General features: G+C 72.4%; 22 protein-coding genes. 9 read left to right on the plus strand and 13 right to left on the minus strand.

Going from position 1 to position 21,273, the window contains the following annotated elements:
* Positions 1-2 precede the first annotated feature (2 nt).
* From GTY96_RS27460 to GTY96_RS27470, 3 genes are all read right to left on the minus strand, one after another.
* The gene (locus GTY96_RS27460; protein WP_161666287.1) at positions 3-1,604 is read right to left on the minus strand and encodes a GAF domain-containing sensor histidine kinase; all 1,602 of its coding nucleotides are present in this window, start codon (positions 1,602-1,604) and stop codon (positions 3-5) included.
* Between the two features lie 215 nt (positions 1,605-1,819).
* Positions 1,820-2,260 carry a helix-turn-helix domain-containing protein gene (locus tag GTY96_RS27465; protein ID WP_143907748.1) on the minus strand — a complete coding sequence of 147 codons (441 nt, stop codon included), beginning with the start codon at positions 2,258-2,260 and terminating at the stop codon, positions 1,820-1,822.
* Between the two features lie 60 nt (positions 2,261-2,320).
* The gene (locus GTY96_RS27470) at positions 2,321-2,698 is read right to left on the minus strand and encodes a helix-turn-helix domain-containing protein (RefSeq protein ID WP_143907746.1); all 378 of its coding nucleotides are present in this window, start codon (positions 2,696-2,698) and stop codon (positions 2,321-2,323) included.
* Between the two features lie 231 nt (positions 2,699-2,929).
* On the opposite strand from GTY96_RS27470, the gene GTY96_RS27475 reads away from it, so the two are divergent.
* The 3 genes from GTY96_RS27475 to GTY96_RS27485 all read left to right on the plus strand — a co-directional run bounded on the left by GTY96_RS27475 (position 2,930) and on the right by GTY96_RS27485 (position 6,212).
* On the plus strand, positions 2,930-4,129 hold the full coding sequence (locus GTY96_RS27475; protein WP_143907744.1) for a serine/threonine-protein kinase: 1,200 nt from the start codon (positions 2,930-2,932) through the stop codon (positions 4,127-4,129).
* A 115-nt stretch (positions 4,130-4,244) separates the two neighbouring features.
* Positions 4,245-5,564, plus strand: coding sequence for a serine/threonine-protein kinase (locus tag GTY96_RS27480; RefSeq protein WP_143907742.1), 1,320 nt, complete (start codon positions 4,245-4,247; stop codon positions 5,562-5,564).
* 243 nt (positions 5,565-5,807) lie between these two features.
* Complete coding sequence (locus tag GTY96_RS27485; RefSeq protein WP_201756450.1) at positions 5,808-6,212, plus strand: hypothetical protein; 405 nt, start codon at positions 5,808-5,810, stop codon at positions 6,210-6,212.
* A gap of 142 nt (positions 6,213-6,354) precedes the next feature.
* Here the strand turns inward: GTY96_RS27485 and GTY96_RS27490 are convergent, their stop codons facing one another.
* Positions 6,355-6,774, minus strand: a complete 420-nt coding sequence (locus GTY96_RS27490) for an STAS/SEC14 domain-containing protein (RefSeq protein ID WP_161666289.1) — start codon at positions 6,772-6,774, stop codon at positions 6,355-6,357.
* A gap of 169 nt (positions 6,775-6,943) precedes the next feature.
* Between GTY96_RS27490 and GTY96_RS27495 the strand changes: the two genes are divergently transcribed.
* Positions 6,944-7,627: a hypothetical protein gene (locus GTY96_RS27495; RefSeq protein WP_143907738.1), complete on the plus strand. Its 684-nt coding sequence runs from the start codon at positions 6,944-6,946 to the stop codon at positions 7,625-7,627.
* Between the two features lie 24 nt (positions 7,628-7,651).
* Here GTY96_RS27495 and GTY96_RS27500 read toward each other — a convergent pair whose 3' ends face one another.
* Positions 7,652-8,065, minus strand: a complete 414-nt coding sequence (locus GTY96_RS27500; RefSeq protein ID WP_161666290.1) for a SpoIIAA family protein — start codon at positions 8,063-8,065, stop codon at positions 7,652-7,654.
* Positions 8,066-8,431: 366 nt separating this feature from the next.
* Between GTY96_RS27500 and GTY96_RS27505 the strand changes: the two genes are divergently transcribed.
* From GTY96_RS27505 to GTY96_RS27515, 3 genes are all read left to right on the plus strand, one after another.
* Positions 8,432-9,385 (plus strand): ArsA-related P-loop ATPase, encoded by a 954-nt coding sequence (locus GTY96_RS27505; protein WP_161666337.1) that lies wholly within the window; start codon positions 8,432-8,434, stop codon positions 9,383-9,385.
* On the plus strand, positions 9,382-10,491 hold the full coding sequence (locus GTY96_RS27510; RefSeq protein WP_143907734.1) for an ArsA family ATPase: 1,110 nt from the start codon (positions 9,382-9,384) through the stop codon (positions 10,489-10,491). Before GTY96_RS27505 ends, GTY96_RS27510 begins: the two co-directional genes overlap by 4 nt.
* A gap of 115 nt (positions 10,492-10,606) precedes the next feature.
* On the plus strand, positions 10,607-11,587 hold the full coding sequence (locus tag GTY96_RS27515) for a CBS domain-containing protein (protein WP_143907732.1): 981 nt from the start codon (positions 10,607-10,609) through the stop codon (positions 11,585-11,587).
* 56 nt (positions 11,588-11,643) lie between these two features.
* Here GTY96_RS27515 and GTY96_RS27520 read toward each other — a convergent pair whose 3' ends face one another.
* The 4 genes from GTY96_RS27520 to GTY96_RS27535 all read right to left on the minus strand — a co-directional run bounded on the left by GTY96_RS27520 (position 11,644) and on the right by GTY96_RS27535 (position 14,514).
* A complete protein-coding gene (locus tag GTY96_RS27520; RefSeq protein WP_143907730.1) occupies positions 11,644-12,444 on the minus strand; it encodes a Rieske 2Fe-2S domain-containing protein in 801 nt (266 codons plus the stop codon).
* The gene (locus GTY96_RS27525; RefSeq protein WP_143907728.1) at positions 12,441-13,016 is read right to left on the minus strand and encodes a YceI family protein; all 576 of its coding nucleotides are present in this window, start codon (positions 13,014-13,016) and stop codon (positions 12,441-12,443) included. The genes GTY96_RS27520 and GTY96_RS27525 overlap by 4 nt, the downstream gene beginning before the upstream one ends.
* Before the next feature lie 78 nt (positions 13,017-13,094).
* A complete protein-coding gene (locus tag GTY96_RS38390) occupies positions 13,095-13,889 on the minus strand; it encodes a hypothetical protein (RefSeq protein WP_143907726.1) in 795 nt (264 codons plus the stop codon).
* Positions 13,890-14,094: 205 nt separating this feature from the next.
* Positions 14,095-14,514 carry a nuclear transport factor 2 family protein gene (locus GTY96_RS27535; protein WP_235685909.1) on the minus strand — a complete coding sequence of 140 codons (420 nt, stop codon included), beginning with the start codon at positions 14,512-14,514 and terminating at the stop codon, positions 14,095-14,097.
* Between the two features lie 501 nt (positions 14,515-15,015).
* On the opposite strand from GTY96_RS27535, the gene GTY96_RS38615 reads away from it, so the two are divergent.
* Positions 15,016-15,873, plus strand: a complete 858-nt coding sequence (locus GTY96_RS38615; RefSeq protein WP_161666291.1) for a GNAT family N-acetyltransferase — start codon at positions 15,016-15,018, stop codon at positions 15,871-15,873.
* A 101-nt stretch (positions 15,874-15,974) separates the two neighbouring features.
* Positions 15,975-16,751, plus strand: a complete 777-nt coding sequence (locus GTY96_RS27545; RefSeq protein ID WP_161666292.1) for a hypothetical protein — start codon at positions 15,975-15,977, stop codon at positions 16,749-16,751.
* Between the two features lie 11 nt (positions 16,752-16,762).
* Here GTY96_RS27545 and GTY96_RS27550 read toward each other — a convergent pair whose 3' ends face one another.
* From GTY96_RS27550 to GTY96_RS27565, 4 genes are all read right to left on the minus strand, one after another.
* Positions 16,763-18,238: a hypothetical protein gene (locus tag GTY96_RS27550; protein ID WP_161666293.1), complete on the minus strand. Its 1,476-nt coding sequence runs from the start codon at positions 18,236-18,238 to the stop codon at positions 16,763-16,765.
* A gap of 156 nt (positions 18,239-18,394) precedes the next feature.
* The gene (locus tag GTY96_RS27555) at positions 18,395-19,504 is read right to left on the minus strand and encodes a LysM peptidoglycan-binding domain-containing protein (RefSeq protein ID WP_161666294.1); all 1,110 of its coding nucleotides are present in this window, start codon (positions 19,502-19,504) and stop codon (positions 18,395-18,397) included.
* Positions 19,505-19,607: 103 nt separating this feature from the next.
* Positions 19,608-20,630 carry a cytochrome c gene (locus tag GTY96_RS27560; RefSeq protein WP_235685910.1) on the minus strand — a complete coding sequence of 341 codons (1,023 nt, stop codon included), beginning with the start codon at positions 20,628-20,630 and terminating at the stop codon, positions 19,608-19,610.
* The gene (locus GTY96_RS27565) at positions 20,627-21,205 is read right to left on the minus strand and encodes a cytochrome C oxidase subunit III (RefSeq protein ID WP_143907714.1); all 579 of its coding nucleotides are present in this window, start codon (positions 21,203-21,205) and stop codon (positions 20,627-20,629) included. Before GTY96_RS27565 ends, GTY96_RS27560 begins: the two co-directional genes overlap by 4 nt.
* Positions 21,206-21,273: the final 68 nt, after the last annotated feature.

A 21,273-nucleotide genomic window follows, 5' to 3' on the forward strand; every position in this document is an offset into this window, starting at 1 on the left:
CGTCAGGGGGTGGGGCCCGGGTCGTGGGCGGTGTCCGGGGCAGGTTCGCATTCGGGGAGGTCGAAGGAGAAGCGCGTTCCCGCGCCGGGGGCGGTGGTGAAGCGCAGGGTGCCGCCCATGCGGGACACCAGTCCATGGGCGATGCTCAGGCCCAGGCCGGTGCCGGAGCGCTTGCGGGTGTCGGAGGCGTCCGCCTGGGCGAACTTCTGGAAGACGCGGGCCTGGAAGGCCTCCGGGATGCCGGGGCCGCGGTCCTGCACGCCCACGCGCAGGGCGCCGGCCTCGCGGGTGAGGGAGAGGGTGACGCGCTCCCCCCGGGGGGAGAACTTGATGGCGTTGGACAGCAGGTTGGCGAGCACCTGGATGAAGCGGTCCTCGTCCACCCGGGCGTGGGCGTGGGGGGCGTCCACGGCGACCTCCAGGCGGACGCCATATTCGGCGGCGTAGCCCTGGTGGGCCTGGAGGGCCAGGGTGAGCAGCGGGGCGACGGGGGTGGAGGCCATGTGGAGGTCCAGGCCGCCGGACTCCATCTTCTCCAGGTCCAGGATGTCGTTGATGAGGCGCAGCAGCCGTTCGCTGTTCTTGTGGGCGATGCCGACCATCTGCTCCACCTGGGAGTCCAGGGGGCCGGCGATGCCGCCGCACAGGAGCCCCAGGGAGCCGCGGATGGAGGTGAGCGGCGTGCGCAGCTCATGGCTCACGGTGGAGATGAACTCGTTCTTCATGCGCTCCACGCGCTGGTGTTCCTCGGCCAGGAGGCGGGCCTGGGTGACGTCGCGGGCGACGGCGTAGAGCAGGCCCTCTTCCGGATCCGGGACGGCGTTCCACTGGAGCCAGCGCCAGGAGCCGTCGCGGCAGCGGGCGCGGTGCTCGAACTGGAGGACGGGGGCGCCTTCGCTGGCGCGGGCCAGGTGCCTCGCGGTGCTGGCGCGGTCCTCCTCCAGGGCCAGGTCCACCAGGGAGGAGCTGTAGAGCTCCACGTCGGAGAAGCCGAGGGTGCGGTTCCAGGCGCGGGACAGGCGCAGGAAGGTGCCGTCCATGGCCGCGATGCAGAGCATGTCCACGGAGACTTCGAAGAAGCGCTCCTGCTGCTCCAGGGCGGCGCGGGCCTCGCGCTCGTCGAGCGCGTTGAGCTCCACCTCCGCCCAGCCCGCCATGTCCACGAGCGCGGCGCGGTCCGCGTCGGAGAAGTCGCGAGGCTGAGAGTCGATGAGGCAGAGGGTGCCCACGCGGCTGCCGTCGCCGGCGCGCAAGGGGTGGCCGGCGTAGAAGCGCACGAACGGGGCGCCCAACACGAGCGGGTTGTCGTGGAAGCGCGGATCGCGCAGCGCGTCCGGCACGACGAAGGTGGCGGGGGAGAGGATGGCGTGGCCGCAGAAGGACAGCTCGCGCGGCGTCTCCAGGGCGGACAGGCCCTGGCGGGCCTTGAACCACTGCCGGCCCTCGTCCACCAGGGACACGAGCGCGATGGGCACACGGAACAGGTGGGACGCGGCGCGCACGATGCGGTCGAAGCGTTCGTGCGGGGGCGTATCCAACAGACACAACGAGCGCAGGGCCTGGAGGCGCCGGGGCTCATCCGCGGGCGTCGGGGGAGGGAGCATGGCGTACGCCCCGTGCTACCCCACCCGTCTGGCATTGGGGAGGGGGGCTCGCACGAAGGCACGCCCTCGGGTCCGCGGAGCAGGCGAGCAGACAGGAAATGGGTGGTGGGACTGCACGTCAGGGCTCTTGAAATCGCGTTGGGTTTCGGATTGCTGACATTGCGTCAAGACAACCGCGCCTCATCGCGCTCGACGAGGTGCCGTGACGCCGTGCCCTACGTCCGGCGCTTCCGGCCCGGAGCCGGGGTCTTCTTGCGGGCGCCAGGCGCGGAGGGCCTCGCGGGCATGACCGACACCACCGTGCGCACCACGCGCGCCACGGCCTTCAGCTCGCGGGGCTCCAGCTCGCGCAGCGTGCGCAGCAGGCGCCTCAACTCCAGCGAGTCCTCCTGACGCGGCGTGGCCCTGGGCGACACCGGCGAGGGTCCCTGCCCCACGCCCAGCAGCACGTCCGCGGACACCGCCAACACGTCGCACAGCCGCCGGAGGTTCTGCGCCCGGGGCAACATCCGCCCCCGCTCCATCCGGCTGTAGACCTCCATCGCGATGCCCACGCGCTCCGCCACGTCCGCCTGCGTGAGTCCCAACCGGATCCGCGCGTCGCGGGCGGCGGCTCCAAAGACCGTGTTCAGCTTCTCGTTGACCGGGGCGGGCATCCCCCAAAACCTTGCACCTCTCCCCTCACATGCAAGTTTTCAGGCCCGCCCCGCCGCCCTTCAACGCTCACGCAATGCCAGCGCACCCTGGATGACGAGCCCCATCGCCTTCAGCGCCTCCTCGTCCAACGGCCGCAACACACGCACCAGCCGCCGCAAGGCCGGGGAGTCCTCCTCGCGGTCCGCCAATGCCAGCGTGCGCGCCTCCTCCGGCGGCGTGGGCCCGTCCAATCCCAGGAGCGCGTCCGCGCGGATGCGCAACACCATGCTCAACCGGCGCAACGTCGTGGAGCTGGGCAACACCCGCCCCCGCTCCATCCGGCTGTAGACCTCCATCGCGATGCCCACCTGGCTGGCGACGTCGCCCTGGGTCAGGCCCTGCCGCTCGCGGGCCGCTCGCGCCACCGCGCCCACCGTGATGGCCAGCTCCTCGTTCATTGCCGCTCACCACCCCTCACCGGACCATGTCTCCCAGGACGTCAGGTGTCCGGCAGCCTACCTGACACGGCAGCCACACTACCCCAAGGGACATCCGCCATGCTATGGACCTCCCAGGTCCTACCGCCCCTCTTCACGCATGCATCCTCCCACCCACGTTCTCCCTCTCCGATTGAACCCCTCACATCTTCCCGGCGCCCGCCATCCCCGGGGCCCGGGCGGTGCCGCGCCATGAGCACCGGCATCGGGGGACATCCGCTGCTGCTGCGGCCCCAGGAGGTCGTGGGCAGCTTCAAGCTGGTGAAGCGCCTGGCCACCGGCGGCTACGGCACCGTGTTCCTGGCGGAGAGCGGCGGAATCCCCGTGGCGCTGAAGTTCGCGCTCCACGGCCCGCAGGACTCCGAGGAGGGCTCGCACGTGGACGCGCGCACCCTCAAGGAGGTGAGCGTCCTGCACCGCATGACCCATCCCAACGTGGTGGCGCTGCGCGGCTACCACCGCTGGCCGCACCCGCGCACGGGCTACCTCTTCCTGGTGATGGACTACGTGGAGGGGCCCACGCTGTCGGACTGGGCCGTGGAGGCGCGGCCCACCGCCCGGCAGGTGGCGCGGCTGTTCGCGGAGCTGGGCCTGACGCTGGACTTCATCCACCGCGCGGGCGTGCGCCACCGCGACATCAAAGGCAGCAACATCATCGTGCGCGCGTCGGACGAGCGCCCGGTGCTGGTGGACTTCGGCTCCAGCGACCACGCCTGCGCCCCGGCCATCACCGACGGCCGGCCCCCGCCGGGCACGCCCAGCTACCGCAGCCCGGAGCTGCTTCGCTACTGGCTGAGCCACCCCCAGGGCATGTCCCGCTACGTGTACCAGCCCACCGACGACCTCTACTCCCTGGGGCTCGTGCTCTTCCAGGTCCTCACCGGCGACTTCCCCTACCCGCCGGACGTGCCGGCCGCGGCGCTGCTGGGCGGGATCCAATCCATCAAGGGCCGCTCCGCCCGGGCCCTCAACTCCCGCGTGCCTCGCGCCCTCGATGACATCTGTGAACGCCTGCTGCGCCAGGACGTCCACCAGCGCTACCAGATGGGCGCGGACCTCTACGCGGACCTGAGCGCCGCCCTGGAGCAGGCCACGTCCAGCTGGGACCTCCCCCTGTTCAACGCCCCGCCCCTCCACGACGCCGTCACCGAGGAGTCCGACGCGTACTTCGACGGCAACGAGGAGGCCCGCGAGCTGCGCCGGTGGGCCCGCGCCCCCGAACGCCGCGCCCCGGGCGCCGCGCCCCACTCCAGCGACCCCACCCCCGCCCCCACGGTGGGGCTGGCCGCGCCGCTCCCGCCTCCCCGGTCCTGGCCCCAGGCCCGGTGGCTGGCCTTGCGGCGGTGGTGGGCCCGGGGGCTGCGGCGTCTGGGATTGCGCCGGGACCGCTGAACCCCTGACGTCCTCCGCCTTCCAAACAACCCTGGAGGTTTTCCCCGCGACTGGGTTTGTGCTACCTGCGGGGTCGAGCGATTCGCGCTCGACCTCACAGGTTGAAAGGCAGGACATGAAGACGCCCGATACGACGACGGAGGAGATCCCCGGCGTGCCCCGCCGGCCGCGCGTGCTGTTCACGGTGGGAGGCACGGCCTTCGAGTTCGTCCGCAAGCTGGAGGTGCGCTCCACCGGGGAGCTGCTGATGCTGGCGCGGCGGCGCTACCGGGGCGGGATGGGCGGCCCGGTGGTCATCAAGCGACTGCGCAACCCCTCTGGCTTCGTGGAGCGGCGGCGGCTGGTGGAGGAGGTGGAGCTGACGTACCGCCTCAACCACCCGGGCATCGCGAAGGTCTATCACCTGAAGGCCTACCGGGGCGTGCCGCACGTGGTGATGGAGTACGTGGAGGGCCGCTCCCTGGACACGGTGCTCAACCTGGTGGCCATGCGCCGCAAGCCCATGTCCCCGGCCTTCGGCGCGTGGGTCGTCTCCGAGGTCGCGGAGGCCCTGCACCACGCGCACACGCTGCGGGATGAATGGAACCGGCCGCTGGGCATCGTCCACCGCGACGTGAGCCCCCGGAACCTGCGCCTGGGCGTGCACGGCGAGGTGAAGCTCACCAACTTCACCGCCGCCTTCTCCACGCTGCCCGGGCGGGAGATCACCAGCCGCCCGCTGGTGAAGGGGGACGTGGCGTACGCGTCACCCGAGGCGCTCCGGCGCGAGCCCGTGGACGCGAGGAGCGACCTGTTCTCCCTGGGGCTGGTGCTCCTGGAGGTGCTGACGGGGACGCATCCCCTGGCCCACGGGGACACGGCGCCCCCGCCGCCACCGGACCTGCCCCCGGTCCAGGCCCAGGGCCCCACGTGGATGCCCCTGACGGAGGTGGCGGCGCGCATGGCGCTGGTGGGCCCCCAGGAGGTGGCGGACCTGGCGCGCGACGTCCCAGCGGGCCTGAGGGCGGTGGTGGTCCGGGCGCTGCGCCAGTCCCCGGCCGACCGCTTCGGCACGGCGGCGGAGCTGGCGGAGGCCCTGCGCGAGTGGCTGCGCGAGCACGCCCCCACCTACGGACGGCAGGCCTCCGCGGAAGAGGTGGCGGAGGCCGCGCGCGAGGCCACCGGCCGGCGCAACCAGGCGGAGCTGCTGGAGGGCGGGCTGCACCCTCGGGAGCTGACGGCCGAGGAGGCCGCGATGGCCTCCGAAACCGCCGAGCCCGCGCACCCGCCGCCCTTCCTGGCCGGTGACGACGTGACGCCGAGCGTGCACGACGAGCCCCTGCCCGTGGAGGACCTGGATGAGCTGGCCGGGCTGGACGAGGAGGCCCCCGAAGAGGTCTTCGAGGAGTCCTTCGAGGACGATGACCTGGACGACGACGGCCACGAGCCGGTGTGAGCCCAGGCCAGCTCCCACGCCAATCCAGACATCGGCGCGCCGTCACCCAACCCCATCCATGGCATGACAGTCTTTGGGCCCCCGGGCCCTGTCCCTCCCTGCTTCCGCGTGTCGCCCGGATGCCACCCACGGGAGGGCCATGACGCCTGGCTGCTCGCCCTGCGGCCCCGCGGGAACGCTCCGGGCACAGGTTGCCGTTCGCGGGGGGCGATGACGAACCTCCTTCGACGGAGGGAACCCACCATGGCCGACAACAACAAGCGCCCCGTACCCCCGCAGCCCGCCGAGGACTACTACGGGCGCCCGACCGACCCGCGACATGGCGAAGAGGCTCCCCGCGAAGCGACGGAGCCGAAGGCGCCGCCGCGCCCTGACTCGGAGGAGGAAGAGACGCGGCCCCCGCGCCGCGAGCTGACCGAGGCCGACGAGAAGGGCGTCCACCTGCGCACCGAGGACGACGACGACGACCGCGACCTCCGCCTCCACGACGACGCCAGCGGCCTGCACCTGTTCGACCCGCGCGAGCGCACGCCCGGGGCCATGCTCGACGACATCCCGGATGGCGACGGCCCGCGCAGCGACGCGGGCACCAACCCGCTCTCCGACGTGTATCGCTATGGCCACCCGGACCGGTGCCTGGATGTCTGAGCCGCGCAGGCTCCCGGCCCCCCGCCCCTCCTGACGCCGAGGAGGAGCGGAGCCACCGGAGGCCGCCCTGCGCGGGCCAGGGCGTGGGCACGGGATGCCCGTCCTGGCCCGCCTCCGCGCTCCACCGGACGACGGCCGCGTGTCACCCGGTGCGGCGCGGGGCGTGCTCCTGACGGTGCGTGTCCACCCACGCCTCGGCCTGCGCCATCGTGTCCACGAAGACCGTGTCGAAGCTGGCCGTGTGGCCGGTGAGCAGCATCGCCACCGACATCGCCTTGCCCACCACCCGCTGCGTCAGGTCCGACCCGACGTACACCACCGAGCGCATCCACTCCGCGCGCACGTTGTTGGCCAGGTACTTGCGGGACTCGGCCGGCAGCTCGGAGCCCGGCACCTCCGCCACCAGGTAGAACGGCCCCTGCGCCGCCATCTCCTCGTAGACCCGCAGCGCCCACTTGGCGTCCTGCAGCCCCACCATGCCCGTGTATCTCGTGTGCAACACGTCCGGCGCCATCATCCGGATGCGGTGCGCGCCACACGTCCATTCACGCAGTTGATCCATTCGGTCCTCCCCCCGGCGTCACTGGACGAACCCTACGCCGACCCCCGCCACCCCAGGGAAGCGCCCCCTGGCGAACCTGCACCTTGGGACAAGGCGCGGCTGTCCATTGGATGTCAGACCCTCACTGTACTGTGTACCCATTCCGACAGCCTTCCAGAGGGGGAACACCGTGCCGGAAACCCGTGAACTGCCGCGCGTCTCGGTCAACAAGCTGGGGGAGTACCTCATCGCGACGCCTGCCCGCCGGAAGCGCATCATCCACGACCAGAAGCACCCGCCGGAGGCCCAGTATCTGCGCTACCCGGAGGCGTCCCACGCCATCACGGAGTTCCTCTGCCGGGGCCTGGACCTGAACGTCCTGCGGGAGGCCCAGCGCCGCTTCGCCTGCGCGGTACCCCAGACGGAGTTCGAGGCGCAGCGCATGCAACTGTGCTCGGAGGCGCTGGAGCGCTTCGCGGACCTGGTGCCCTGGCTGGACCTGGATGACGCCATCATCAGCGCGGTGGGCGCGGAGCCGCCCGTGCTGGAGATGGCCGGCGTCACCATCAGCGTGCGCCCGGAGGTGGTGGTGCAGCGGCTGGACAAGCAGGGCAACCCGCGCGTGGGGTTGATGAAGCTCTACTTCTCCAAGACGCACCCGCTGGACGAGCGGAGCGGCCAGTACATCGGCACGCTGCTCCAGCGCTTCGCGGAGCAGCACCTGTGCCGGCTGGGCCCCGCGGACCACCGGTTGATGACCGTGGTGGACGTGTTCGCCGGGTCGCTGTTCGTCGCGCCGCGCGCGCACATCCGCCGGCTGGGCGACGTGGTGCTCGCGTGCGAGGAGATCGCCGAGCGCTGGGCCGTCCACTGACGGCCTGGGTCCCCCGCGCCGGCTTCAGGGGGCTTGAAGGCGCCGGTGGGCCTCCAGCCACGCGCGGGCCTGGGCCTCGGAGTCCACGAACTCGGCGTCCAGCTTCGTGTCCCCGGAGAACTGGAGCGCGACCACCAACGCCCGCAGGACCTCGCGGTGCGTGCGCTTCGCGCCAAAGAAGACGACGCCGCGGAACCACGTGGGGCGCACGTGTTCGGCCAGGTACTTGCGTGGCGCCACCGACAGCCCCTCGGAGCTGCTCAGGTCCACGACGAGGTAGAGGCGCTTGTCGGGGCCCGCCTCCAGCTCATGGAACACGTCCACGAGCTCACGCACGTCCGTCTCGGAAAACGAACCCCGGACCTTCGTCCAGAGGATGTCGGAGGACTCCAGCGAGACACGCTGTGTCCCGAAGACCCACTCCCGCAGCACCGCCATACCCTCTCCCACGCAGAGGGCCGCAGGGTACCTAAAACCACAGGGACGCCACCAGTCCGTGGCCCTCTCTTTCCCGGAGGATACGGACGCGTGGGACCTGTCGGGTCCTCCGCGCGCTCGTGGACGGCGGGCGCGGCGCGGCCTCGCACGTCGCGTCATGACCCACGGGCGGTGGACCCCGGCGCCCCTCCACCCATGCGCTCCGTGGGGGTGGGGACCTGACGGGTCGCCGGCGGAAGCCGCTATGATTGCCGGCGAGCGGCCGTGCGGACGACCGTTCCTGGGCGCATCACCGGGTGGTTGTCGGGACGCGCTTCCTTGCTCACTGTGTAGGGTCGCGCCCGAGGCGCGGGGGATGGGAGCGTGGTGCTGGAGTCCTTGTGGAGCAGACGCGCCGTGCTTGTGTCGGGCAAGGGCGGCGTGGGGAAGACGACGGTCTCCGCGGCCCTGGCCCTGGCGGCGGCCCGCACGGGCCGTCCGGTGCTGCTGGTGGAGCTGTCCCCGGACGAGGGCGGCCCGTCCGCCCTGGCGAGCCTGGTGGGCGCGAAGGAGGCCGGGCCCCGCGTGGTGCCGGTGGCGCCGAACCTGTCCTTCGTGCGCCTGTCCGCCCAGGAGGGGCACCGGCTCTTCCTGGAGGAGACGCTGCCCGTGAAGTGGCTGGCGGAGGCCGCGCTGCGCTCCAGGGCGCTGCGGCGCTTCCTGGAGGCGGGCCCCGCGCTCAAGGAGATGGGGCTGCTGTTCCAGATGCTCGCCCTGCTGCGGCGCAAGCACCCGGACGGCCGCGCGGTGCACCCGCTGGCGGTGGTGGACCTGCCCGCCACCGGCCACGCGCTGGCGCTGGCCACCCTGCCCCGCAGCATCCTGTCGCTGATGCCGGGCGGGCCCGTGGGCCGCGCGGTCCGCGAGGGGTTGGACCTGCTCCAGGACCCTTCGCGCACCGGCGTGGTGCTCACCACGCTGCCAGAGCCCCTGCCGGTGAGCGAGACCCTGGCGCTGGTGGAGGAGCTGAAGGACGTGGGCCTGCCCCTGTCCGCCGCGGTGCTCAACCGGATGCCGGAGGACCCCTTCACGCCGGAGTCGCGCGCGGCGCTGGAGCGGCTGCTGGAGACGCACGGCCCCCACCGCGGCCAGCGGGCGCTGGAGCGGCTGGAGCGCGCGAGGGAGGCGCGGCGGCGGCTGGCGGCGGGCACGCCCGTGCCACAATGGGGGATGCCGGAGCTGGCGCTGACGGGCATGGCGCTGGTGGAGCGGCTGTCGGAGCTGCTGGTGTCCCCACTCGAAGGGGCCGCTGTCCCGAGCGGCCAGGAGGCCACGCCATGAGCCTGGACGGCTTGCTGCGCGACAAGCGGATCATCGTCCTGTGCGGCGCGGGCGGCGTGGGCAAAACGACGACGGCGGCGGCGCTGGGCGTGGCCGCGGCCCGCGCGGGGCGCCACGTGCTGGTGCTCACCATCGACCCGGCGCGCCGGCTGGCGGAGGCGATGGGGCTGAAGGAGAACGGCTCGGAGCCCACGTCCGTGCCCCCGGAGCGGCTCTACGCGGACGGCGCCCGCGGCGCGGGCCGGCTGGACGTGTGGATGCTGGAGCCGCACATCGTCTTCGAGCGCATGGTGCGCCGGCTGTCCGCCACGGAGAGCGCCGCGCGCGCCGTGCTGGAGCATCGCCTGTACCGCTTCCTGTCGGAGCTGGTCGCGGGCGTGCAGGAGTACGCCGCCGCGGAGGCGCTGGACGGCTTCCTGGCGGAGGGGCACTACGACCTCATCCTCCTGGACACCCCGCCCAGCCGCCACGCGCTGGACTTCCTGGACGCCCCGGGCCGGCTGGCGCGCTTCCTGGACGACCGGGTGGTGTCCCTCTTCGGTCCGGATTCGGGCCGCGCCGGCCGGCTGTGGCAGGGCGCGCAGGCGCTGGTGGGCAAGGTGCTGGACGGCATCTTCGGCGACGGCTTCGCGCAGGAGATGCGCACCTTCGTCGCCGCCTTCGGAGGCCTGTTCGCCGGCATCCGGCTGCACGCGGACCGGCTGCGCCAGCACCTGTCGTCGAAGGACGCGGCCTTCCTGCTCGTCACGTCGCCGGAGGCCGCGGCGCTGCGCGAGGCCGCCTTCTTCCAGGAGGCGCTCCAGGCCAAGGGCCTGCCCTTCGCGGGCTACGTGCTCAACCGCAGCTGGGCGCGCGAGGACGGCCTCGCCCCGGCCGCCAACCTGAAGTCCCACGCCCGCGGCGCCGCGGACACCGACGCGGTGCTCGCGCTGGAGCACCTGGAGGGCATGGAGGACGCGCGCGCGAAGGCCCACCGGTCGCTGCTGGCGAGGCTTGCGGAGGGGCTGCCCCGGGGCGCGCTGGCCATCGCCGCGCCGGACGCGGGCGCGGACCTGGAGGACTTCCGGGGACTCGTGCACCTGGGCGACGCGCTCACCGTCGCCTGACGCGGCCGTCCTCGCGAAGGGCGGGCGGACGAGCGTCGCCGCCCACGGCTGGCTGGAGCTTTGCGCGCCCCGGCCGGCTTCCCATGTTCGTCAGGCGAGGAGGCCTGCGACGCACATGGGCACCAAGGACCACGGCAACGGCAACGGACGGCAGGACCTGGGGCGCTCGGACATCTCCACGCCGCCCACGGAGGCCATGGCCACGCACCGCGCCCCGGACGTGGCCCCCCCGGGCTCGCGCGAGCGCGCCGAGTCCGACGTGAGCGGTTGGAACCCCGCGCGCGACGAGGAGCCCGCCGCCCGCGAGGGCCGCTTCCACCGCGCCGCCGCCTGGCGCCTGGGCCAGGTGCGCACCGACGTGGACGACACCGGCGCGTGGCGCGCGGACCGCGACGGCGAGCACGGCGGCGCGGAGGGCCCCTACGGCCGCGACGACCGGGACGTGCGCTTCGCCAACGGCGAAGGCCCCGACCGGACGATGGGCGAGGTCCCCGACTACGAGCTGCGCGGCCAGCGCTCCGACTACCGGGAGTGGGACCGCACCGGCTACGGCGGAGAGGAGCCCCTGCTGCGCGACCGCCCGGCCCGGGACCCGCGCGCGGCCCCCGCCCGACCGGCCGCGTCCTCCCAGCGCCGCTGGAGGCGGGAGCGGCTCACCGCGCGCGACGTGATGACCCGACAGGTGCGCACCGCCCACCGCGGCAGCACGCTGCGCGAGGTGGCGCGGTTGATGCGGGACGAGGACTGCGGCGCCGTGCCCATCGTGGACGCGGAGGGCCGGCTGCTGGGGCTCGTCACGGACCGGGACCTCGCGCTGCGCGCCTTCACCGGCCCGCGCTCCGTGGACGGCCTGCGCGCCGGGGACGTGATGACGGAGGACCTGCAGGCCGTGATGCCGGAGGAGGACCTCCACGGCGTCATCGACCTGATGGGCCGCAGGCAGGTGCGCCGCGTGCCCGTGGTGGAGCCGGATGACCGGCTGGTGGGCATCATCGCGCTGGGGGACATCGCCCAGCGCGCGGACCAGGACGAGGCCTTGCAGGACGCGCTGGCGCGCATCTCGTCGCGGCGCTCGTTCTGGAGCCGGCTGCGCTGAGCAAGGCCCTGGGAGCGGGAGGCACGCGGCCTCCCCTCCGCCACGGGCCCCTCGCCTCAGGGGATGGTGACGACCACCTCGGACGCGCCCGGCGCCACCGTGAACGTCTTCAGGTCGCTGGTGGCCGGGCCCTGCGTCACGGTGCCCGTCTTGGTGAACGTCGACGCGTGGCAGGGGCAGAGCAGCTCGTCGAGGCTGGCCTCGAAGCCCACTTCGCACTGCTGGTGCGGACAGATGGAGTCCACCGCCGAGTACGTGCCGTCCGCCAGCTTGAAGATGAACACCGTCTTGCCGTAGCCGGTGGGCTTCCCGCTCACCATGCCGCCCGCGTTCTGCAGGTCGGGGAACTGGGCGAAGGTGAGGGTCAGCTTCCCGTTGACCACGGCGGGGAAGGTCTCGTCACCGGCCTTGAGCGAGATGCTCAGCACCTGCGTGCCCGCGTTGTACGTGGCCACGTACGTCTTCAGCGGCACCGTGGCGGGCGGGTGCGTCACCTTGCCGTCGGTGGCGAAGCGGGACAGGTGGCAGGGGCACACGGCCTCCGTGCCGTCGAAGCCCATGGGGCAGCCCACGTGGGTGCACGTGGCGGACAGCACCGCGTAGGTGTCCGCCGACGGGTGCACCACCAGCAGGTTCTCCTGACCGGAGCCGCCCGGGAAGCGCAGCGTCACCGCGCCGCCCGTGCGGGACAGGTCCGGGTAGCGCTGCACCACCAGCGCCACGATGCCGTCCTCGCCCGGCATCGGCACATCCAGCACCGGCGCGGGGTCGATGTCCGGCGCGCACGCCGGCAGCCCCGCGACCACGGCGCCCGTTCCCAACACTTTCTTGAAGAAGTCCCGGCGCGACGAGCTCACGTGCCCTCCTGGAAGACGAGGTGGGGCTCCAGCACCAGCTTGTCATCCACCTTCACCAGCAGCAGCGTGGGGCGCTCGATGTTGTAGCCCTCCAGGCTGATCTCGAAGGCGCCGTCCGCGGTCACCTGCTTCGCGGAGTCGAACTTCACCGTCATGGGGACCTCCACGTCCTTCGTCACGCCGTGGAAGGTGAGCTTGCCCTTGAGCTTCACCGGCACGGAGCCCGGGAAGGTCGCGGGCGCCTTCACGCCGGTGGCCACGGCCTTGAGCTCCACGAGCGGGAACTTGGACGCCTCCGTCACCTCCAGCATGTGCGTGTCGCGGTTGGAGTTCTGGGAGTCGAAGTCCTTCACCTGGGCGCGCACGGCCACCTGGAGGGTGCCGTCCGGCTTCAGCACGGCCTTGCCCTCGCTGGGAGGGGCCTTGCCGGACACCTCGTGCAGCTTGTGGATGAGCTTGTAGGTGAGGTTGCTGGAGTCCTTCTTCACGGAATACATGCGGACCGCGTCCTGCGCGGCGGCGGGGAGCGCGAGCAGCAGGGCAGCAAGCGGGGCGAGTCGACAGGCAATCACGGCGTCCTCCAGGAAGGGATACAGCTGCCTCCACATAACGACCTGCGCGCGGAGACATTCACGACAGGGAGTCTCACGTCAGAAGGTGAGCGTGACGATGCCCGCGGCGACACAGCCCAACGTCGCATAGCCCACCACCTGGTGCGCGGTGGCGAGCTTCGGCTCTCGCAGCTCTCCGTAGCTGTCCGTCGCCAGGATGCCCAGCACCGCCTGGGTGATCATCCCCGCGGTGGCCAGGCTCATGAAGATCTTGTGGAACGTCACCGTGTCCCACTGGAACGCGCGCTCCACCGGATCCGGCGCCAGGACGCCCAGCGTGGCCACCGTGGCGAACAGCACCGACGTGCCGATGACGACGCCCCGGTGCCAGGCGAGCAGCGAGCGGTCATCGCCATGGCCCCGGAACGAGCGGTTGAACTGGATCTGCCCCAGCACCGTGGCCGCGGTGAGGCCGCCCGCCATCGCGAGCCCCAAGCCCTGGTGCAGCTTGAGCATCGTCCGCCGCGTCTTGAGCTGGCCCTCCAGGTTCGGGTCCAGCAGGCCCGCGGACGCCTCCGACTCCGGCGTCAGCAGGTCGAAGTCCAGGCCCGGCTCCGACGCGGCGCCCGGGGTGGCCGTGGAGCCCGGCTCCTGCGTGGCGGACACCGGCGGCGTCACGTCCGGCGTCACCGGCACCGGCGCGGCCGGCGAGGAGGTCGTCTGCTCCGCCATCTCCTGCGTGGACGACGGGGTCGAGGAAGAAGCCCTGCTCTTCACGGGCTTGCGCTTGGCCGCCGCGATCAGCACGGGTGCATCCGGCGCGAGGGCCGCGCTGGCGGGGGAGGCCGCCAGGAGCAGGACGGCCAGCAGAGGGGCAATGACGCGGGTCATCATGGGATTCCCAAGGAGACGACGCGGCCCGTCGAAGTGGGCCGCCACCGCTCCACGCTACCCCGGCTCGCGGCCCCGGTGCACGGAAGTGCATGTGGGCTCTGGGTCTAGGAGAACCCTTGTCTGATGAACCCTTGTGACAGCGGCGCAACCAGGGCGGATGACGCCTGCTCACCCTCCGAGGGCCGCCTGAAGTCGTGCACGCCGCTCACGCGGGCGTGGTCGCGGGCACTTCTGAACGGGGCGCGGTCCCCTGGGCCAGCTCCAGGCCCAGGGCGTGCGGATCGAAGTAGGCGAAGAAGCGGCGGACGCGGTCGCCATCCCATTCGATGATGGAGACACCCTCGTAGGCGATGGCGGCCCCGTTGTGCGCGGTGCCCTGCGTCTCCCATTCGAGGGCCACGCGGTCGCCGGACTCAATCACGTTGCGGAAGGTGGAGCGCACCTGACCGAGCGTGCCCTTGTATTCGGTCCAGAAGCGCCGGGCGCCCGCGATGCCGGAGAAGACGCTGTGCGAGGCCACGTTGCTCACCCGCGCGTCGTCGGTGAAGAGGGCGACCAGCGGCTCGATGTCGCCGTGCTCCTCCAGGTTCCGCAGTGCGTCCACGAAGCGCTGTGCTCGTTCCATCGGCATCGCGTGTCCTCGCTCTTCGAAGTGGAGTAGGGATATGCCCGGGAAAGGTGCGCACGCGGGGGAGCTGCGACCTTCTTCTGGCGGCTGCCCCCTCGTACCCCGTGCGAAGGCAGCCCCCCTTGCCCGCCGCTGGCTCGCAGGTGAAAGAGGAGCACATCCATGTCGCAGGAAGCCCACCGCACCCGGCCTCCGACCGAGGAGGAGTCCTCTCCGACGCCTACCGCACCACCCCGGGTCAAGCGGTCGTGGCAGGAAGCCGAGGCCGCCCTGCTGGCGGGTCCTCCCGGGCCAGCGTCAGCCCAGCGAGGGTGGCGGGAAGTGGATACCGACCTCGGAGAACTGGCACCGGAGCGAGCGCTCGCGGAGAGAGCGTGGCGAAAAGCCGAGGCCGCCCTGCTGGCGCGCTCACCGGCGCTAGCGCGGGTGACGACTCCAGAGGAAGAAAACGCCAGGGAAGGCCGCCGCCCTCCGCCCCGGTCGCGCCAAGGCGCCGGAGTGGGCAGCACGGTCTTCCTGCTGCTGACGGGGCTGTACCAGTTGCGCCGGCTGATGCCGCTCGCGGACGTGGCGCCATGGGACTTCTCGGCGCTGTTCGCGAAGGGCTACGGCACCCTGGCCCTGCTGGTGTTGTTTCCCACGCTGATGGCGCTGTGGGGCATCATCAGGGGCGACCCGACGCGGCAGGAAAAGGGCTCGATGTGGCTGCTGTTCCAGTCGGTGTGCTGGGCGGTGGTGGGGCTGGTGGTGCTCTTCCAGGGCGAGTTCGTCGCGGCGCTCCTGATGCCCTGGCACCTGACGCTGGTGTCCGCCATCCTGATGACCCCGACGACGGGGCCTCGAGAAGAGGCGCCGGTGCCGCCGAGCACCCCACTTCAACCGCCCACCGTGCGGCCCGCGGCGCCTGAGGACCGGGCCGCTGTCGCGTCGCTCCAGTCCGCGGCCGTCGCCCGGCGCCCCTCGCTCTTCGCCCTGGAGCCCGGCGCGGAGTGGGACGAGCGCCACCCGGTGTTGGTGGCGGAGGAGGACGGCCGCGTCATCGGGTGCGCCTCCACCAGCGCCTACAGCTTGCGCGAGTGTTACGCGGGCGTGGCGGACTTCCACGTCTTCGTGGCGAAGGAGGCCCGGGGCAGGAACGTGGACACCCTCCTGCTCGAGTCCCTGATGAAGGCCGCGGAGGCCCGGGGCATTCACAAGCTCACGACCTGCGTGCTCGCCGGCAACACGCACGCGCTCGAGCGGTTCGAGAAGTTGGGCTTCACCCGCGTGGGCGTCCACGCGAAGCACGCGGAGCTCAACGGGACGCGGCACGACGTGGTGGTGGTGGAGAAGGTCCTGTCCGCGAGCGTGCGCTGAGCCGCGCCACGGAGACGGCCTCTCCCTCGGAGTCCAGGCGGAAGGGGGGCCCTTGCTCCCCACCCATCCGGCGGAGGATGACTGTCGCCCAGGAGCACCCCATGTCCCAGGAAGCCACCCGTTCCGCGCCGCCCTCCACCGGAGACGAGCCGTCCGAAGGCGCGCTCGCGCCCATCGCGGCGGAGGCGTTTCCTCCGCTCGCGCTCCTGCTGGAGGAGGCGCGCTCCCCGGGCAGGGTGCCCGCGGACGTCGACGCGCTCATCGTGGGACTGGGCCGCCCGCCCTCGGCGGACGAGTCGCTCCGGGAGCGGGCGGACCTGCTCCTGGGGCTGCTGGACCGGAGCAACGAGGTGGGGGACCACGTGGGCTCGGGCGGGATGAAGGTGCGGCACGCGGCGAAGGAGGCCCTGCTGGCCCTGGGCTACCCGTACGCGATGGAGCTGCCGCCGGAGCTGCTGGAGAAGGAGGGGCTCTCCCTCAAGGAAGAGCCCCAGAACGCGGGCAAGATCGTCATCGCGGCCCTGTCCGTGCTGTACCAGTCCGGAGCCCTCTTCCTGCTCCAGCAGTTGGGCAACTCCTTCAAGATGAGCGACGACACGTTCCTCTCCGTCACGGGCGGAGGCATCTGGCTCGTGACCTTGTGCGCCGTCCTGGGCCACCTGGAGCGCTCTCGGGACCTGCAGGTCCTCGGCTCGGTGGGGCTGTGGGCGATGGCGGTGGGCTGGGGGCTGTTGAGCATCCTGGGCGCCCTGCTCACGGGCGGCATGGCGCTCATCTTCCTTCCCTGGCACCTGGCCCTGTGGACCGCCATCGCGCTGCGCCCGCAGCCCGCCCCACAGGAGTCGCCGGATCCACCCGCCCCCCGGACCACGCCCTGACCTCGCGGTGCTCACCCCCGCGAGTCCTGGGCCCACTCCTCGCGCGTCCAACCCTGCCGTTCATAGAGGGCCCGGCGCTCCGTGGGCAGCGCGTCCCAGGTGAGGCCGGGATCCAGGTCCTTCGGGCGGCTGAAGAGGCCGGGGACATCGCTCCGGACGGCCTGGGCGGCGCGCTCGGGGGTGAGGCCGCGCAGGCCGTAGCCGAGCTTGAGGCCCGCGTGGTGCTGGCCGCTCTTGTCTGAGACCGCGAAGGACACGCCGCCACCGAACTCCGCGGTGCGGGGGTTGAGGGTCGCGTGCGCGCGGGCGTGCGGTCCCGCGCCCAGGGACAGCTCCACCTTGCCCTCCGAGTCGCGGCTCACGCTGGCGATGCTCAGGTCCACCTGGAGCTGCGTCTCCACCTTGCCGTGCGCATCCGTCATCACCTCCAGCCCCAGGGGTCCCGCCTTCGTGGCGACCCCCGCCTGCGCATGGACGTCGACGGGGCCGCGCGCGGAGGCGCGGGCCTCGGTCTTCAGGTGGAGCAGGTCGTGGGACGCGCTCGCTTCGGCGGAGAGGAAGGCCCCGGCGGGCTTCTCTCCGGAGAGGACCTGCGCGCGGGCGGTGACGGCCTCGTAGGCCTGGACGAGCGAGCGCTGGGGGCGGCCCAGGCCGGCCTTCCATTCGGACTCGTAGCGCTCCCTTTGGGGGTCGGACCAGGCGAGCCCGAGCGACGTCTCCCGCAGGTCCAGCGCCTGAGGCGGACCGAGCGCGCGCAGGGCTCGGAGGCTGTCGGCCCGTGCCACGGCCTCGCCGTAGCGCAGCAGGTAGGCGTCATGGGCGACGACGGCTGCACGGCCCGTGTCGGTGGCGTGGGCATTCACCGCGTCCCGCAGCGCCCCCGGCAGCTTCGGATCATTGGTGAAGACCTCGGGCCGGCCGGGCAGGCCCAGCGGCCCCGAGACACCGCCCGGACGCCGCAGGAGGACGCCGTTCGACGCGGCCTGCTCGAGGAAGGCCTGACGGGACGTGGCATCCATCCGGGACACGTACGTGGCGAGCAGGCCCTCGCGGTCCATGCGCTCCAGCGTGGCGCGGTACGCCTCGCGCGGCACGGTGCCCAGCGCGGTGTGCGCGGCCTGCACGTCGCCGCCGGTGAGGAAGGGGTTCGTCAGGCTCCGCGTCAGGTGCGACCGGAGCGTGGCGTAGACGTCCTCGGGAACGGGAGCCGAGGGGGCCCGCGTCCGGCCCCCCAGCGCCGCGAGCTCCCGGGCGGACACGGCGGGCCCCGGGGCTGTACCCGGGGGAAGGGGCTTGGGCGGAGCACCGGGGGGACCGTCGTAGGTCCGCAGCTCGTTGCGCGCGGGCGGGGCGGCGCTGCTCTCGCTGACGGAGGACCGGCGGGCACCGGCGGGGCCCACGCGTGGCTCCAGCGTGGGGGCTCCGGGTTCGGGGAGCGTGGGGTCGGGAGGAAGAGGGCTGCTACCGGGGACATCGATTCGGGACATCGGGCTCGCTCCGAGGAAGGAGGAGCCGGTCCGCGATGCAGCCGGTGCGCCACCGTCAGGTGCCTGGAATCACGGCACCCCACCACGGCCAGCCGCCCTGACGCGGGACCCAGGTCCCGCGCGACAGACGGCTCTCGTGCGGACGGCGCAGCGTGCTCAGCCCAGCACGTCCTGCGCGCGGCGGTAGTACATCTCGCGGCTGGCCAGGCCGTTGTAGCCGCCGTTGATGCGGCGGGTGACCTCGCGGAAGTTGCCCGCGTCCGCGTAGCTGTTCAGGTTGCGCGAGTTCCAGTACCAACCCGCGATGCGGAACGCGACGTCTGGATCCTTCGCGCGCTCCGGGTGGCCCTCCAGGTCGATGCCCAGCGCCTTGCCCGCCGCGCGGTAGTTCGCGCGCCCCGTGAGCTGGATGGGCCCGCGTCCCTTGTAGCGCATGCCGTCGCCCGGCTGCGTGTTGCCCAGGTCCTTGCGGCCCTCGTACGCGGCGCCCGAGGCGATCTCCTCCATGTAGCGCAGCTCGCCGCTCTCGTGCGCCAGCTGCGCCAGGAACATCTCCTTGCGCCGGGGCGTGTTGATGTTCGCCTCCGCCATCGCCTTGTTCAGGTGCGGCAGGTACTGCTCCGCCTTCGCCTGCGACAGGTTCGGCATGATCCGCCGCAGCTGCGCCACCGACACCCCACCCTTGCCGCCCGACGTGCCCGGCGTCCCCCCGACCCCGCCCGTCGCCGGCGGCGGATTCGACGTGCCCGCGCCCCCGCTGCGGCCCGGAATCGTGAGCTTCTGGCCCACGTAGATCTTGTTCGGATCCGCGATGTGGTTCGCCTGCTGCAACGCGCCCACCGACGTGCCGTACCGGCCCGCGATGCCGCTCAGCGTGTCGCCGCTGCGCACCGTGTACGTCGCGCCACCCGTCGGCTTCGACGGCACCGGCGCCGCGCCACCACCGCCACTCGCCCCCGGAATCGTGAGCTTCTGGCCCACGTAGATCTTGTTCGGATCCGCGATGTGGTTCGCCTTCGCCAGCGCCGCCACCGTCGTGCCGTGCCGGCCCGCGATGCCGCTCAGCGTGTCGCCGCTGCGCACCGTGTAGCTGCCGCCCTTCGAAGGCGCCGCCTGGAACCCATCCGGGACCGTCAGCCTCTGGCCCACGCGGATGAGGTTCGCGTTCGCGATGTGGTTCGTCTTCTGAAGCGAACCCACCGACGTGTTGAAGCGCTGCGCCAGCCCGCTCAACGTGTCGCCGCTACGAACGGAATAGGTCGTCACGGGTGAAACTCCGGGAAAAGAGGTAATCAATGCCCGGATTTTCGCGATGTCTGGGAATTTGTTTCCCAGAAAGACCTACTTTTCAGGTAACTGCATCAATCCATCAGGGTTGCACCTTGGAGTCCCGCAGCTGCTGCTGGAGGTCGCGGGCGGCGTCGGTGTCGTGCATCGCGACGAGGGTCTGCACGTAGTAGGCGAGCGCCCAGAGGTTCTCCTCCGGGATGGCGCCCTTCCACGAGGGCATGGCGGCGCCGCCGACGCCGGCGGCCATGACGCGGTAGAGGTCCTCGCGCTGGACCTGGGCGGTGTAGGGCTGGCCCTCGACGCGGGTGCCCTGGGGCCACACGGTGCGCAGGCGGTGGAAGAGGAAGTCCGGGGGCAGCACCTTGGCGAACCGCGTGGCTTCGCCCTTCGCGTCCACGGTGAGCGAGTAGTCCGAGTCCCTGGGCAGCGCGGTGTACGGATCCGCGTTCGCCAGGTTCACCTTGCGACCCGTGACGCTCTCGGTGAGCGCGGCGAGCTCGGCGCGGGGAAGGTAGGCGACGTGGCAGCTGGAGCAGCCCGCGTTGCCCTTGCCGGCCACGTGGTAGACGGTGCGTCCGCGCGCCACGGCCTCGGCTTCGCGGCCCTTCCAGGGGTCCTCGGACAGCGCGAGCGCCGCGCCCGGAGGCTCCTGCGTCCAGCGGGGGCTGAAGGTCTTGAGGTACTGCACGACGGCGTCCACGTCCGCCGGGGGCACGTCCCACCCGAACATCGGGGTGCCGTGCAGCCCCCTGCGCAGGGTGCGCTTCAGCGCGTCGTCGGTGGGCAGCTCGCCGGCGGCCACGCCTCCGAACTTGAACAGGCCCTGGTGGAAGTTGCGCGGCGGGGGGCGCATGCCCGAACCCGCGGGGCCCTGGCCGTCGCCCTTCTCGCCGTGACAGGACGCGCAGTAGTGCGTGTAGACGTCGTAGCCGCGCGCCAGCGTCGCGGCCGGAACCGTGGCGCCGTCCGCGAGCTTCAGCGGCTCGAAGGTGGGCGCCTCCCGGCGGCAGGCGGGGGCGAGCGTCCCCAGCGCGAGCACGGCGAGCACGCGGAGCGAGCGCGAGACGGAGGACGTTCCAGGGAGGCAGGGAGTGGGCTTCATGGGAGGTACACCACCGCGAAGAGGACGCCGTACATCACCGTCGAACACCACCAGCCGGGCAGGGCCCGCCGCAGCGGGGCGCGGACATCGCCGCCGCGCAGGAAGCGAAGGGCGGCGCGCAGCAACCCGCCGAGCACCACCGCCAGATGCGCGGCCTGCACCGCCGACAGGCCGTACAACGCGGAGGCGAAGACGCCGCCGTCCGGAATGCGCAGGTCGCGGTACCACCACAGCACGTGCAGCCAGGACGCCTGCGCCGCGAGGAACCCCGCCCCCGCGCCCAGCGCGCCCAGGAACACGCGCCGGGCCCGGCGCGGCGCGGGCCGGAGCGCGACGTGCAGCAGCGCGCCGCCGGTGAGCAGCAGCCCCCCCGCCAGCGAGGGAACGAGGTATCCGGGCCGCGCGGAGGCCGGAGGCCAGAAGCCGCGCAGGCGATAGAAGTCCGCGGCGAAGGCCACCGCGCAGAAGAGCATCGCCGCCGCCGCGTGCGCGAGGACGACGCCGAACCAGAGGTTGGCCTCGTCGCGCTGGAGGGACGCGGAGTCCAGCGTCCCGCTGGGGTCGTTCGTGCTCACGGGGGAGGACTCTCGCATGCCTGGGCCCGGCGGAAAGCACCAGGAAGCCGGGCAGTCCCCCGCCCCTC

The organism is Corallococcus silvisoli (assembly GCF_009909145.1).
Taxonomy (GTDB): domain Bacteria; phylum Myxococcota; class Myxococcia; order Myxococcales; family Myxococcaceae; genus Corallococcus; species Corallococcus silvisoli.

What these genes read in the sequence shown, in the direction of transcription:
- GTY96_RS27460 (WP_161666287.1), bottom strand. Translation starts at nt 1,604, where the DNA reads ATGCTCCCTCCCCCGACGCCCGCGGATGAGCCCCGGCGCCTCCAGGCC.
- GTY96_RS27465 (WP_143907748.1), bottom strand. Translation starts at nt 2,260, where the DNA reads ATGCCCGCCCCGGTCAACGAGAAGCTGAACACGGTCTTTGGAGCCGCC.
- GTY96_RS27470 (WP_143907746.1), bottom strand. Translation starts at nt 2,698, where the DNA reads ATGAACGAGGAGCTGGCCATCACGGTGGGCGCGGTGGCGCGAGCGGCC.
- GTY96_RS27475 (WP_143907744.1), top strand. Translation starts at nt 2,930, where the DNA reads ATGAGCACCGGCATCGGGGGACATCCGCTGCTGCTGCGGCCCCAGGAG.
- GTY96_RS27480 (WP_143907742.1), top strand. Translation starts at nt 4,245, where the DNA reads ATGAAGACGCCCGATACGACGACGGAGGAGATCCCCGGCGTGCCCCGC.
- GTY96_RS27485 (WP_201756450.1), top strand. Translation starts at nt 5,808, where the DNA reads ATGGCCGACAACAACAAGCGCCCCGTACCCCCGCAGCCCGCCGAGGAC.
- GTY96_RS27490 (WP_161666289.1), bottom strand. Translation starts at nt 6,774, where the DNA reads ATGGATCAACTGCGTGAATGGACGTGTGGCGCGCACCGCATCCGGATG.
- GTY96_RS27500 (WP_161666290.1), bottom strand. Translation starts at nt 8,065, where the DNA reads ATGGCGGTGCTGCGGGAGTGGGTCTTCGGGACACAGCGTGTCTCGCTG.
- GTY96_RS27510 (WP_143907734.1), top strand. Translation starts at nt 9,382, where the DNA reads ATGAGCCTGGACGGCTTGCTGCGCGACAAGCGGATCATCGTCCTGTGC.
- GTY96_RS27515 (WP_143907732.1), top strand. Translation starts at nt 10,607, where the DNA reads ATGGGCACCAAGGACCACGGCAACGGCAACGGACGGCAGGACCTGGGG.
- GTY96_RS38390 (WP_143907726.1), bottom strand. Translation starts at nt 13,889, where the DNA reads ATGATGACCCGCGTCATTGCCCCTCTGCTGGCCGTCCTGCTCCTGGCG.
- GTY96_RS27535 (WP_235685909.1), bottom strand. Translation starts at nt 14,514, where the DNA reads ATGGAACGAGCACAGCGCTTCGTGGACGCACTGCGGAACCTGGAGGAG.
- GTY96_RS27545 (WP_161666292.1), top strand. Translation starts at nt 15,975, where the DNA reads ATGTCCCAGGAAGCCACCCGTTCCGCGCCGCCCTCCACCGGAGACGAG.
- GTY96_RS27550 (WP_161666293.1), bottom strand. Translation starts at nt 18,238, where the DNA reads ATGTCCCGAATCGATGTCCCCGGTAGCAGCCCTCTTCCTCCCGACCCC.
- GTY96_RS27560 (WP_235685910.1), bottom strand. Translation starts at nt 20,630, where the DNA reads ATGAAGCCCACTCCCTGCCTCCCTGGAACGTCCTCCGTCTCGCGCTCG.